The sequence below is a fragment of the Hahella sp. KA22 genome (genome assembly GCF_004135205.1).
GTDB lineage: Bacteria > Pseudomonadota > Gammaproteobacteria > Pseudomonadales > Oleiphilaceae > Hahella.
Window position 1 is genome coordinate 5,752,354 of record NZ_CP035490.1, and the last position, 13,338, is coordinate 5,765,691.

12 protein-coding genes are annotated in these 13,338 nt (G+C 53.9%); 7 read left to right on the top strand and 5 right to left on the bottom strand.

Annotated features, from left to right (window positions below; genetic code table 11):
* The first annotated feature begins 72 nt into the window (after positions 1-72).
* From EUZ85_RS25345 to EUZ85_RS25360, 4 genes are all read left to right on the top strand, one after another.
* A complete protein-coding gene (locus EUZ85_RS25345; RefSeq protein ID WP_206617950.1) occupies positions 73-1,383 on the top strand; it encodes an amidase in 1,311 nt (436 codons plus the stop codon).
* Positions 1,384-1,478: 95 nt separating this feature from the next.
* Complete coding sequence (locus EUZ85_RS25350) at positions 1,479-2,270, top strand: chitinase (RefSeq protein WP_127972932.1); 792 nt, start codon at positions 1,479-1,481, stop codon at positions 2,268-2,270.
* A 9-nt stretch (positions 2,271-2,279) separates the two neighbouring features.
* A complete protein-coding gene (locus tag EUZ85_RS25355) occupies positions 2,280-2,819 on the top strand; it encodes a hypothetical protein (protein WP_127972933.1) in 540 nt (179 codons plus the stop codon).
* 171 nt (positions 2,820-2,990) lie between these two features.
* Entirely contained in the window at positions 2,991-3,527 is a 537-nt protein-coding gene (locus EUZ85_RS25360) for a hypothetical protein (RefSeq protein ID WP_127972934.1), read from the top strand.
* A gap of 9 nt (positions 3,528-3,536) precedes the next feature.
* On the opposite strand, the gene EUZ85_RS25365 is transcribed toward EUZ85_RS25360, so the two are convergent.
* Both EUZ85_RS25365 and EUZ85_RS25370 read right to left on the bottom strand, forming a co-directional pair.
* Positions 3,537-6,056 (bottom strand): DNA polymerase II, encoded by a 2,520-nt coding sequence (locus tag EUZ85_RS25365; RefSeq protein WP_127972935.1) that lies wholly within the window; start codon positions 6,054-6,056, stop codon positions 3,537-3,539.
* A gap of 5 nt (positions 6,057-6,061) precedes the next feature.
* Positions 6,062-6,751 (bottom strand): class I SAM-dependent methyltransferase, encoded by a 690-nt coding sequence (locus EUZ85_RS25370; protein ID WP_127972936.1) that lies wholly within the window; start codon positions 6,749-6,751, stop codon positions 6,062-6,064.
* A gap of 269 nt (positions 6,752-7,020) precedes the next feature.
* Between EUZ85_RS25370 and EUZ85_RS25375 the strand changes: the two genes are divergently transcribed.
* Positions 7,021-7,731 (top strand): cyclase family protein, encoded by a 711-nt coding sequence (locus EUZ85_RS25375; protein WP_127972937.1) that lies wholly within the window; start codon positions 7,021-7,023, stop codon positions 7,729-7,731.
* A gap of 12 nt (positions 7,732-7,743) precedes the next feature.
* Here EUZ85_RS25375 and EUZ85_RS25380 read toward each other — a convergent pair whose 3' ends face one another.
* Together EUZ85_RS25380 and EUZ85_RS25385 are read right to left on the bottom strand one after the other, a co-directional pair.
* The gene (locus EUZ85_RS25380) at positions 7,744-8,283 is read right to left on the bottom strand and encodes a DUF2058 domain-containing protein (RefSeq protein ID WP_127972938.1); all 540 of its coding nucleotides are present in this window, start codon (positions 8,281-8,283) and stop codon (positions 7,744-7,746) included.
* Positions 8,284-8,344: 61 nt separating this feature from the next.
* Positions 8,345-9,334, bottom strand: coding sequence for a phosphatase domain-containing protein (locus EUZ85_RS25385; RefSeq protein ID WP_127972939.1), 990 nt, complete (start codon positions 9,332-9,334; stop codon positions 8,345-8,347).
* Between the two features lie 178 nt (positions 9,335-9,512).
* On the opposite strand from EUZ85_RS25385, the gene EUZ85_RS25390 reads away from it, so the two are divergent.
* A complete protein-coding gene (locus EUZ85_RS25390) occupies positions 9,513-11,576 on the top strand; it encodes a VIT and VWA domain-containing protein (RefSeq protein WP_127972940.1) in 2,064 nt (687 codons plus the stop codon).
* 153 nt (positions 11,577-11,729) lie between these two features.
* Positions 11,730-12,416, top strand: coding sequence for a metal-dependent hydrolase (locus EUZ85_RS25395; protein WP_127972941.1), 687 nt, complete (start codon positions 11,730-11,732; stop codon positions 12,414-12,416).
* 46 nt (positions 12,417-12,462) lie between these two features.
* Here EUZ85_RS25395 and EUZ85_RS25400 read toward each other — a convergent pair whose 3' ends face one another.
* Positions 12,463-13,311: a metallophosphoesterase gene (locus EUZ85_RS25400; protein WP_127972942.1), complete on the bottom strand. Its 849-nt coding sequence runs from the start codon at positions 13,309-13,311 to the stop codon at positions 12,463-12,465.
* Positions 13,312-13,338: the final 27 nt, after the last annotated feature.

Consider the following 13,338-nt stretch of genomic DNA (forward strand, 5'->3'; position numbering starts at 1 on the left):
TATTGTTTTAAATTCCAAAAATTAATCAATAAAGTGACTCCGCTGGCGTCCAAATTCATACGGAGAAACACAGTGTCCCTACCTTTAACCAACGATGGCGCGCAATGGGTGAAATCCATTCAGGGTGGCGAATGCACAGCGGAAGAAGTATGTGAAGCATTAATCGCTCAGATTACTCGCTATGAGCCTGACATCCGCGCCTTTGCAGCGTTTGATCCAAACAGAGTTTTACAACAGGCGCAGGCGATAGACTCCCGCCCAAACAAAGGGAAGCTGAGCGGACTCCCCATCGGCGTAAAAGACATCTTTGATACTGTCGATTTTGCGACAGAGTATTTCTCTCCTATCTATCGAGATCACCTGCCCTCGCGAGACTGCTCAGTCGTGGCGCGACTACGGCGAGAAGGCGCTATCGTCATGGGTAAAACGGAGACCACTGAGTTCGCCTTTATGCATACCGGGCCAACCCGCAATCCACACGCGCTGGATCACACGCCAGGCAGCTCCAGCGCCGGCTCCGCGGCAGGATTGGCGGCGGGATTTTTCCCGGTGGCGCTGGGCTCGCAAACAGCGGGCTCCTTGCTCAAGCCCGCCTCCTATTGCGGCCTGTTCGCTTTCAAACCAACACGCGGAATTGTCTCTCTGGAAGGCGTCAAACCCCTGGCGCCCAGCTTCGACACCGTCGGCTGGTATGGACGCAGCATGGATGATTTGCAGTTACTCGCGGAGGTGCTGCTGGAGCCTTACTTGTCGCTGCGGACGCCATCCATCAACCGGTCTCTCCGACTGGCATGCGTCATTGACGAGTTTTGGCCTACCGTGGAAACGCCAGTCAAGGAAGCGCTGCTCACCAGCCTGTTAACGCTGCGCTCCCAAGGGCATCACATTCAGAATACCTCCACGCCGTTCAGCCTGAAGCAGTTGGCCGACTGCCATAAAACCGTTAACGACAGGGAGGGCAGCCGCGCACTGGCTTACGAATACGCCAGCCGCCGCAACCAGCTCAGCGCCTCAACGCTGGAAATGATTGAGAACGGCTTACGCCTGACCTTCGCCGAAGAACTCGCGGCCAAAACCGCAATCACCGCCGCCGCAAACGCCTACCCTCAATTCATGGCCGACTACGACGCCATCATCACCCTCAGCACGCCCCACTCCGCCCCGGAAGGCCTTCTTACCACAGGCACATCAGATCTGATCAAAGTCTGGAACACCCTGGGCGTCCCCCAACTCAACATCCCCCTCACCCTCCCCGGACACCTGCCAGTGGGACTGCAAATCGTCGGTATACAAGGCGGTGATGGAAGGTTGTTGGAGGTAGGTAAAGTGATCGCTGGCGCGTTAGGGATAAGCAGGTCAATGGAGACCTTAAAGCCTTACTGACAATGTAGATTAGACCTTATACCCGAGTGACCCGTTTTAGCTGTTCCTTTTAGAATTTGATTTCTATTCGCTTACGCATACAAGGAAGTTATTCAATGTGCATAAAGAGCAGTGTGGGCCTGCGCGGGACCAACTCAAAAACAGACGTAAAAGTCATTCAAGCAGCATTAAATCTTTATACATCTGACTCTTTTCTTTTAGAGTCGAAGTTAACTATAGATGGACAGATAGGCCAAAAAACCATACAGGCCATAACGTTATTTCAAAAATCCTCGGTCCAAATATCCAAACCTGACGGAAAAGTCGATCCAAAGGGAAAGACACTTAAAACTCTAAAACAGGGCGTCACGAAAGGATTAAGCGAAGACGCTTTGACGGCAATCATGGCGCACGGGAAATCATCGACAATTAACAAGTATTTTCCCTTACTCCAAAATAACCTTTCCCGATACCTGATAAATTCACCGCTTCGCACTGCGCACTTTCTCGCCCAAGTCGGCCATGAAAGTCTGTCTTTTAGATACACAGAAGAACTGGCCAGTGGAGCCAATTACGAGGGCAATCTAGCGCTCGGAAATACACAATCCGGCGATGGTGTTCGATTCAAAGGACGAGGATTAATTCAGCTAACCGGTCGCAGTAATTACTCTGAGTATGCCGAGTATTCCAGAATAGACCTCATGAAAAAGGGGAATGAGGTATTAGTGGCATTAACTCCCGCCTACGCATTGGATGTAAGCCTGTGGTTTTGGAATAAGCGTCGCTTAAACATCAAAGCTGATAAAGATGATCTCCGTGGAGTTACTTATCGTGTAAACGGTGGTTACACTGGTTTACAGGACAGGCGAGACTATCTTGATCGCGCCAAATTCTTTCTCATGCCTTAGAGTCAAATTATGCGACAAGTGTACATACTATTAACCATCTTCCTGGCCGCCTGCTCGCAGGCTCAAAATCAGCCGGAGCAGAAGGCCTCGCCAGTGGTTTGCGCATTTGAGTCTGAGCAGATAGATACCTGTCACTTTGAAGACGGCGGCGATGAAATATCCGCAACGCTGACAACCCATCTCAGTAATGACGACGAGCTTCATATCTCTGCGATCAACATCTCTCGGGGCAAGCGCCGGCAAACTCTGACCGTATCGCCGGATGCATTACTCTTGCCGGGAGACAAAGGGTATATATCGTTCGAAGATATTAACTTTGATAACAAAGCGGATATCGCCGTCACCACCAGCTTAGGGGCCGCCAATCTTTATCTGGATTACTGGATCTACTCGGAGGAGCAGAAGCGTTATGTGAAGGTTGGAAACTACCCTGTATTCAAACTCCATCCCGATACGCAAACGCTCACCACAGAAGTCCGCCTCAACGCCGCGCAATACGATAGAAAAGCTTACCAATGGCGCGGATTAGAACTTGTGGTGGTTGAATAGTTGATTAAACGCCAAACGCCTTAGCCCTTACAGACGAATTGCCGTTACAGCGTCTCGCGCTTAGCATGAATGCGCCCGGGAAACGGGGAGTCATTAATGTGAGTCAGACTCCTCTATGTGAAATCAGGCGCCGAAGGCGTCTGACTCTTGTCTCGACGAGAAGGACTTTTTATGCGACGCGTTGCGCTTCTTCTATTTCCCATCATTACGTCATGCGGCGTTTCGCCGCTTCAATCCATATCCAAAGACGGAAACGCCTGTCTGTTTGGCGTCGGCCGCGTTCCAACCTGTGAGCACGAGTCTGCGGCGCTTAAGGTCAAGGCGTCGCCGATGCTGGCGCCGCTAGCGGATGATCAGGTATTGCTGCAAGCCGTGGCGGCTTCCATCAACGGTCAGGAGCAACGTCTGGAGATCGCCCCTGACACGGTGTTCTTCGCTGGCGACATCGGCCATATCGCTTTCGACGATATCAACTTTGATGGTTTCCCCGATCTGGCCATTACCACCTCGGCAGGCGCCAAGCATGTTTTTCTGGATTATTGGTTGTACTCCCAGGACGCCAAGCGCTTCGTGAGGCTGGGCAATCTGCCGGAGCTGACCGCCGATCCTGCGACTCAAACTCTCAGCTTGCAAGTTCAAGTCAGCGAAACGCAGTATGAGAGAAAGCGGTTGAAGTGGGATGGCTCAAACTTGATTCCTATCAACTAGGAAATCAGATCAGAACAGGCCGATTTGTCCGCCGGCGATATCCTGAAAGGAAGCATTCATGAAACGTAGGATGCCGTCGGCGATAGGCTCGATCTGTCTCTCCACGTAGAGATCATAATCCAGCGCGGAACGTCGGTACTCTAAGGGCTCCGGCCCATTCACCGTCACCACGTATTCAATCCATCCTCCGCGCTGATAACGGGGCGCCAGCCCCTGTTCTTCGCGAATGCGATCCGCCGTACGCGCCGCCTGCACATGCGGCGGCACATTACGTTGATACTCATCGAGCCGGCGACGCAGACGTTTACGGTAGTAGAGCTGATCGTCTTTTTTGCCTGCGCGAATATCACTGACCAGGTCGCGCACGTATTCCTCGTAGGGCTCGTTATGAAAGATGCGACGATAAAGCTCTTTCTGGAAAGTGCGCGCCAGAGGCGTCCAATCGGTGCGCACCGTTTCCAACCCTTTGAACACCATTTCCGGCTCGCCCTCGCCTCTGGCGGCCAAGCCGGCGTAACGTTTCTTGCTGCCCTTTTCGGAACCGCGAATGGTCGGCATCACAAAACGTAAAAAGTGAGTCTCAAACTGAATTTCAAGAAAGCTCTCAATGCCGTATTCCTGCGTCAGATAATCCCGCCACCACTGATTCAGCGTCGCCGCCAGTTGCTTTCCAACGCTATCAATCTCCGCCGCCGCACTTTGCTTATACTCTTTCAACCAGACAAACACCGAGTCAGTATCGCCATAGATGACCTGATGCCCCTGTTGTTCGATCAGCTCCTTGGTACGGTACAGAATTCGGTGTCCACGTAATGTGATGGAGCTGGGCAAGCGATGATCGAAGAAGCGGCATCCCGGCGTGCCCAGCACGCCGTAGAATGAGTTCATCAGAATTTTGATCGCTTGCGACATCGCCGCGTTTTTGTGGCGTTTCGCCTCATCCCGCGCCGCCCAAAGCTCACCGATAATATCTGGCAGGATATTATGCTCTTTGGAAAAAACCGCGCCGTTAAATCCGGGAACCAGTTGCTTGCGGTCCGCTTTTACCGTTTCCTGCTGGTCCCAAAGATCTTCACGCAGCACGTCCTGCCCGCGTTCAATTTCAATGCCTTTGATGCGCGCCAGCGGATCAATTTTGAAGGTGCGGATAATACTGGGGTACAGGCTTTTAAAATCCAGCACCAGCACATTGCGGTACAACCCCGGTATCGAATCCATCACATAACCGCCGGGACTGCCCACGCCTACCGGGTTCTGCGGCAACATCGGCGCCACGTATCCCGCGCGATGTAAACGCGGCAAGTAGCGGTTATCAAAAGAGGCGACCGAGCCGCCGAAACGGTCCAACGCCAACCCAGTCAATTGCGCCCGCTCTACGGCGAATTCAATCAGCAGGGCGTGCTGAAACACCTCCCACACCAATTGGCAATCTTCCAGGTTGTAAGCGGCCAGTTTGGGCTTATCGTGAAGAAACAAATGCGTGATCTCATCGCCCCGGTTATCCGGGTCATGGATCAGTTTGCCTCGCCCCAGCAAATGCTGGGCGACATACTCCAGAGAAAAACTTTCAAAGTTGTAGGTGGCGGATTTGAGCGTATCGATACCATCCAGCACCACACGGCCAGGAATGCATAAAGTGAAATGCTGGTCGTCGCTGCGCGACTGGCGCCAGTCCATGGGCGTCCCGCCCCGTCCCGGATGGAAGGACAGGTTCAGATCATCCGCTTTCTTTTGCAGAAAGCGCAGATCGAAATTAATGACATTCCAGCCAATCAGAATATCGGGGTCAAAGTCGTCAAACCACGCAATAAAGCGCTGAAACACCTGCGTTTCATCTGCGCAATAAATGAGGTAATCCGGCCCTTCCGGCGCTGACTCTCCCACCATAAACACGCGCCGCTGCACAGCGCCTGCGCCGACATCCGCGCCATAAGAAGTCGCCACCAGACCAATAGAATATAACTGCGCCCCATCCATGGACGTCTCAATATCCAGTGACAATACCTTGAAATAAGGCGTATAGGGCGCCGGTTTGATACGTGGATTGTGGAACTCCAGCACCCCGTCCTTTTCCACCGTCTCGCCATGAACAGCCATTGAGCCAGTGACAAAGCGCTCCATCAGGAAACGGTCTGTAGGATGAATATCCGCCTCCATGGGCGTGAGGCCCGCCTGCGTCAGCAGGTCGCGCACGCGATAGAGGTTGCGTTGCTCGCGCAGATACACCCCATGCACCGGCCGCCCGCCAAAATCCTTCAGCTCAAGCTCTTTTTCATACCAGGGAGGGCGCTCGCCGCTGCTGTCGCCGAGGAGGTTGGTCAGAATGCGGCGCGCCACGGGCATCGCCGAACTCTCAAGAAAACACACCGCGTATTGGTCACTGACGGTCAGTCGCGCCGGACCACGATCCGTCAGTATCCAGAATTGCAGCGCCAAGGATTTGGTGAGTCCGCCCCGAGCCTTGTCCGGCTCGGGAATGAGATCATCCCATTGTCGGGTCAGCAGAAACCCTCTCAGCGGCGCGGACATCGATATTATTCAGCCTCAGTTTTGCGGTCGCGACAGGCGAACAACGCCACACAACCGACTATTTCCATTTCGACGCGATTAAAATACCGTCGTAAAACGTCATGAAGCGCCGTTGCGCAATCCTCTTCGTTGCAGAAAACGCCAGCTTTGTTCAGGCTGCTCATACAGAGCCGGGTGAACATATCTTTCTCTACCCCGACGCTCAGCACCGTGGAGCCAAACAGAACGCCATCCTCATTCAACAACTGACTCAAATGGCCGAACGCCTCGCCTTTAAGTTCGAAGTGTCCCGGTACGCAATGCATGACATAGTTCACCGCGATGGAATCAAAACCCGGCGCGTCAATCTCGATAGGTTGCAGTATGTTGCGACGATAGCATTGTGGGTGATAACGGGTGAGCCGACGTGACGTCTTCTGCAGACAACTTTCACTCAGATCCATCAGCGCCAGTCTTGGCTCCTTGCCGGGGAAAGTCGAGTGATCCAGCAAGTACCCCGAGCCAACGCCGACTTCCAGATGGTTGGCGCTGAGATGATCGCGATAATGGCGCAATACTCGCTCAGTTGGACAGCCCCAGGCGTACTTATCAATGAAACCAAACAGCGCCAAGTCGTAGACCGCCAATGTCAGCGGATTAAAGTAGCGTTGCGACAGCTTTACTCTGCTGTCTACAGGTCGGGAAACTGTTTCCATTTATAACATCTCCTGGAGGCCGACCGTCGTTTCATCCCTTTCCCTGCGCGGGCATCCACAAAACCCGGGCGCGCCCGGCAAGACAAAACAACATGTCTGAATTGAGTTTTAAGGCATCCTAACACCGAAACTCTGTTTTCGCCGCTACTATTTGTTGAATAAGAAACACGTTGTTTAATAAGAAACAGATTGTTTTATAAGAGATAAGTAGTTTTATAAGAGACTGATTGCTTTATAACTAGCGGGTCAAACATTTTACGAGAAAATCCATGTCCCTTCGAACGCTGCAGTTTTCCAATATCATCGATTTAAGTCACCCTATTGACGCCAACATCCCCCTCTGGCCGGGAGACCCCGCGGTTCTATTTGACGATGTCGCCAGCATCGCAAAAGACGGTTACTTCCTGCGCAGTTTTCAGATTGGCGAACACAGCGGCACTCACATGAACGCCCCCGCCAGCTTTTTTGAGGATGGGATGACCATTGACGGATACTCTTCTCAGCAGCTAACGCCAGAGGCGGTGGTGATTGATGTCAGCGTACAGGCGCAGGAGCTACCGGACTACGCCGTCACAATTGAAGATTTACATCACTGGGAACAAAACCATGGCGTCATACCCGCCGGGTGCGTCGTTCTGTTCTATACCGGCTACCAACATTACTGGAAAACGCCTGAGCGCTTTTTCAATATGGACGCGCAGGGCGTTATGCGCTTTCCCGGCCTGGCGGCGGAAACTGCCAGGTTTTTGCTGGAAAAAAGAAAGGTTAGCGGATTCGGGATAGACACCCACGGCGTCGATCCCGGCGCCAGCGCGGAACACCAGGTCAATCGCCTGACGCTGGCGCAATCCGGTATTGTGCTGGAATGTCTGACCAATCTGGACCGCCTGCCGCCCAGAGGCGTCACATTGATGATCGGCCTGCTGCGACTACGCGGCGGTTCAGGATCGCCAGTCTCTGTTCTGGCGCTCATACCCTGAGCGCCAGAGGGGTTACCACATCAGATCGTCAGGAATCTGATAAGCGGCATAAGGGTCATCTTCGTCGGGCTCAGCGTTTTTGTTCTCGTTGAGCACCACAACAAACTCAGGCGCACGCTCGCGGATTTTCTCCGCCACTTTCCTGCTGATCACTTCGTATGCGTCACCCATTCTGGCGACGGCGAAACGACCGGAAGCCAGACCATCCTGTAGTTCTTGCGTGACGTAAATCTTCTTCACTTTGCCCTCGTCGGCAAACTGATAGCCCACCTCGCCTTTTTTGCGGTTGATGCGATTCATCTCGATCAATTGTTTGACCTGCGCCTTCAACGCTTTACGGTCAGCCTCCTCTTGCCGGAGACGATTCATCTCACGATCCCGTTGCGCTTTTTCCTCACGCGCCTGCTGCGCGCGCAGTTTGGTCTCGTCCTCGACCTGCTGGCCTTTCGGCGTCTGTTTCGCCTGCTTGCGCTTTTCCTGCTTTATCTGTTTCGCTTTTTTCTGATCAACCAGCCCCGCCTTGAGGAGCTGCTCTTGAAGAGACTTAGCCATTATTCGCGTTCCAAACCATTAGTTAACTGAAATGGATTTTAACAAATCCCGCGCCAGGGTTTCAGCGTTCTTTTACGCCCGTCTGCGCGTTATCCATCCTGGCGATCGCCGCCGCCAGGTCCTGTTGCCCCTCGTATACCGGCCGCTCAGGGTCAGGAGATACTTTGCGTATGTACACTGCATCGATCCTACCAGCAAAACGCGCCTGAATATCCCGATAAATCTCCGGGTCGCGCTCGCCGTCATCGCCAAGCAAAACGAAATTCACCCACGGAAAACGCTGCAGCAGATCTTCAATGTGAGCGGTTTTGTAAGCTACCTGATCCAGCCAGGGCTCGCTGTCGGACTCATTCGACACCTTCTTGGCGACCACCACGCCGCGAGGAAAGCCGTTATGCTCCAAGAACAGTGCAATATTACCGTACAACTGCCGTGGCGATGCGGACAAATAGAAAACTGGCGACGCATCCCATTGCGCATTGTCGGCGATAACACTGGCGATCAATGCGGAAGCGCCTGGAACCGCCTCCCGTTGCAGCGGATTCTTCAAAAATGTGTTTTTCAACAATGAGGTCTTTGCCGTCACCTCACTGATCATGAGGGTGTCGTCCAGATCGGAAATCACACCCCGGCGATTTTCAGAAGGCGCCATAAAGATCCCGCCTTCAGTGGCGCTGGCGTTTTCCGTTTGCGCAGTCACCGTCAGCCAGCCCGACTGTTTGGCGTCCGTCAATTCGCCATCGAGCCGAAAATAACCTTCCTCGTCCGTCTTCACCTGCCAATGCTGAGCGTCAAGCTGGACGCGCACCTCAACGTCTTCCTGCTCGGCGTTAAACAGTTGCGCCAGGTTGCGGCGCAGATTGGTCGCGCCACCGTCTTCCAGCGCTGCGCCCGCCGTATCTTCGTCCAGCTCAATAACGCGCCCCTCCAGAGTGAACTTACCTGCGGAGCCGTAGCCAGCGTAGAGGATCACCGCCAGCGAATCCATTTCCTCCGCGCCGGCGAAGCCACAGAAGCATAGCCATCCACAAAAAATGACAATCCAACGCATATAAAAGCTCCAAAGCCTCACATATCACACTGGAGGTATCGTCAAACAATACTCCCAGCAAAAAAGTTCAATACGTCTAACGCCTGAGTGAGCATTCCATCAGGCAGCCGCCGGAGAACAACAACTCATCACATTTATCTTCAGGCGGCGTTCTTCCCAATAGCAAAGGTGATTGTATATGTTAAATGGAAAGGCCGGACTAGCATCTCTCTCCGCCTGCGTATTAATGTTATCCCTGTCTAATCCTGACGCGGCGCAAGCGGCGGGATTACTCAAACCCCAAGGCGGCAGTTTACCAGACCTGGATTTACGCTCCCAAGACGTCAACGTCACCATCGAAGGCGAATACGCCATCACTACCGTCGATCAGGTTTTCTACAATCCCAACGCCCAGCCTCTGGAAGCCATCTACTCATTTCCAGTACCGGAAAAGGCCGCTGTCTCCCAGTTCACTTATTGGATCAACGGCGCGCCTGTTCATGGCGAAGTCGTCGCAAAAAAACAGGCTAGAGAAATCTATGAGCAGGAAAAATCGGAAGGTCGCAACGCCGGCCTGACAGAACAGGACGCCTATAAAACATTCGACATTTCCATCAGCCAGGTATTACCGCAACAGGAAACCAAAATTCGTTTGGTGTATTTGCAGCCAGTGCATATGGACACCGGAATTGGTCGTTACGTTTACCCACTGGAAGAAGGCGGCGTAGATGAGGAGAAAATGGCTTTCTGGACCGCCAACGAGACAGTGAAAGAACGCTTCAGCTTCAATCTTGATTTACGCAGCGGCTACCCGGTGGAAGCCTTGCGTTTACCCGAACACCCACAGGCGCAGATCACGCGAATGGACGAGCAGCGCTGGACGGTTTCCTTGCAGTCAGCCCCTCAAAGCCAGGCAGCCGCACAGGAAGGCGCCGCCAATACGCCCACCGCCGCTCCCAGCGCCTACCGACTGGATAAAGACATCGTGGTCTACTGGCGGCAACAACAGAATCTGCCTGGCTCCGTCGACTTGATCACCTATAAAGAGCCAGGCAAAGACAAAGGGACCTTCATGCTCACCGTGACGCCTGGAGACGACCTGCCAGCCATCACCGAAGGGCGCGACTGGACGCTGGTGCTGGACCGCTCCGGCTCTATGTCAGGCAAGTTCTCTACCTTGCTGGAAGGACTGCGTAAAGGGTTCGCCAAGTTCAACAGCAATGATCGCGTTCGCGTCATCATGTTCAACGACAATGCTACTGACATCACCAACGGGTGGGTGCAGGCGACGCAGGAGAATCTGCAGCGGGTAGTCAGCGCCGTCGAGAATGCAGGACCCAACGGCGGCACCAACCTCATGTCAGCCATCCAAGGCGCGCTCACCGGACTTGATGCGGACCGCACCAACGCCATCTGGCTGGTCACCGACGGCGAAGCCAATGTCGGCGAAACCAAACAAAAGGCGTTTATTGAGTTATTGGAGAAAAAGGATATTCGCCTGTTCACGTTCATTATGGGCAACTCCGCCAACCGTCCTCTGCTGGAAGCGATCACCAAGCACAGTAACGGCTTCGCCATCAGCGTCAGCAATAGCGATGACATTATCGGTCAGCTCATGCTGGCCGCCAGTAAGGTCGACCACGCCGCTCTGCATGGCGCTAACTTGAAGATTTCAGGCATTAAAACTGCGGATGTCTTCCCCAAACAAATCGGCAGCGTTTATCGCGGCCAGCAATTAGTGATGTTTGGGCATTACTACGGTTCCGGGCAGGCTAAGGTGGAGCTGACAGGCAAAGTCTCAGGGTCGCCTATCCGCTATCAGACTCAGTTCGAAGTTAAAGACGGAACCCTGCATCCTGAACTGGAGCGTCTCTGGGCCTTCGCGCAGATCGAAGACCTGATGGATCAGCAGCAGGATTATGGCGAAGATGCGGATCGTAAACAGGCTGTCACGGATTTAGCCGTCGAGTACGGACTGGTGACCGACTACACCTCCATGCTGGTGCTGGATGAGGGACGTTTTGAACATTACGGGGTGAACCGTCGTATCGGAGATCGCATCCAGCGCGAGGAGTCCGCCCGGGAAGTAAGAGCGCAACAACCTGCGCAATCTCACCGGGTAGACTCTCAACAGCCGATGTACACCAAGAGCCGTCCATCATTTGGCGGAGGCGGCGGTGGCGGGGCCATCGACGGATTCATGCTGGCGCTGCTGGGTGCACTGGCCATAGCCGGACGTTGCTTCCGACCTCGTAAGCGCTAACTTCGGGAAACAGCAAAGAGACGGAACCTTCCGTCTCTTTTTCTTTTTAAGACAATGACATAAATGTCTACTGCCTGGCTTGATCGGCGCAATGGCGCTGGTATAGCATGACCGGCCAATCGCGCCATCCCATATAAGGACAACCGTCGCTAAATGGCTAATTTCAATACACATCTTCTCGGCGGAGCCGCCGCATCCGGCGTGTTGACCTCCACCCTGCTATTGACCGGTTTATTCACCCCAGGGCAAGGCATGGCGCTGTGGGTAGCGGGAACCCTGGCGGGCCTGGCGCCAGACCTGGATGCAGACACCACAGCCATATTAAAAGGACTGTTCAGCGCTCTGGGCGTGATGGCTTCCTTTATCATACTGTTTGCGTTCCCTGACCTGCCTTTGTTGCCATTGTGGGGAGCCATGCTGGTGGCGTTCCTTGCAGTCCGTATTGGCGTACTGCAAGTGTTCGCCCACCTCACGGAACATCGCGGCTCTTTCCACTCACTACTAGCCGCCGCCAGCTTTGGGCTGGGTTCCGCGTTTTTATGCTGGCGCTTCATCGATCAAGGCGTGGACTTCGCCTGGGCCCTGGGAGCTATGGTCTTCGCCGGCTATATCGTCCACCTTATTCTTGATGAATGTTACGCGGTGAATCTGGCGGATATGGAGTTCAAGCGTTCATTCGGAACCGCGCTGAAGCCAGTGAGTATCGACAACTGGTGGGCCAGCGGACTCTTTCTCGCCATCGCCATCTATTGCGCCCTACAACTGCCACCGCCGCACAAGTTGCACCTTGAAGTGGTCAGGCTGGCCACTCTGGATCATATGTGGCTGTCGCGCTCGTAAAGCTTAAAATTAATGCCAATACCCATCTGGAATAGCCGCGCCCCTATCACTTATAAAGGGGCGCCGACTTCAACGTGACCAGGGAAATTTCTGGAGGAACCCGAAAACGCACAGGCAGAATGCTGGTCCCCACTCCCGGGGTCACAAACATCTGGCGACCGTCCTCATCAATAGGCCCAATGGCGAATCGCTCCCCGTATTGAGAAGGCACAATGGGCCGACCGATCAATGGCAGGTTAACCTGACCGCCATGGGTATGACCGGCGAAAGTCAGGGATACGTGGCGGGGAATGTCATAAAACACATCAGGGTTGTGAGTGAACGCCAGTACAGGCGCTTCCGCCGGGATGTCGCCCAGGGCTTTGGCGATATCATGCGCGCCTTCCCAATAATCGCTGATTCCAGCCAGCCAGAACTGGCAATCTCCCTGAGTCAGCTGTGTGGAAGCGTCTTCCAAAAACTCGATATGGGTTCCCGTAAAAGCGTCGAGGATCAATTGCGGGCCATGCCACCAATCATGATTGCCCATAACGGCGTATACGCCCAGGCTGGCTTGTAGCCGGTCCAGCTCAGCGGCGATGTCGCGCGGCTCCGCAAACTCGCCGCCAATCACACCCTGGATAACGAAATCTCCCGCCAGCAACACCAGGTCCGGCCTCAACGCATTGGTCTCGTCAACCAGTTCTCTCAACCGGGATAAGCTATTGTGCGGCGATCCTACATGCAGGTCGGCCATCACCGCCACCTGTAACCCATCGCACGACGGCGGCCAGGGACGAATGGCGATACTGACTTCATTTTCAACCAACGACGCAGGCTCGATCCAAAACGCCCAGACGCCGAGCGCGATGCTCAACACAGCCAGGCCCATCATAATACGACGAAAAATTATCACTGCTTTGGGCTCCCGACCGCCTCTCGT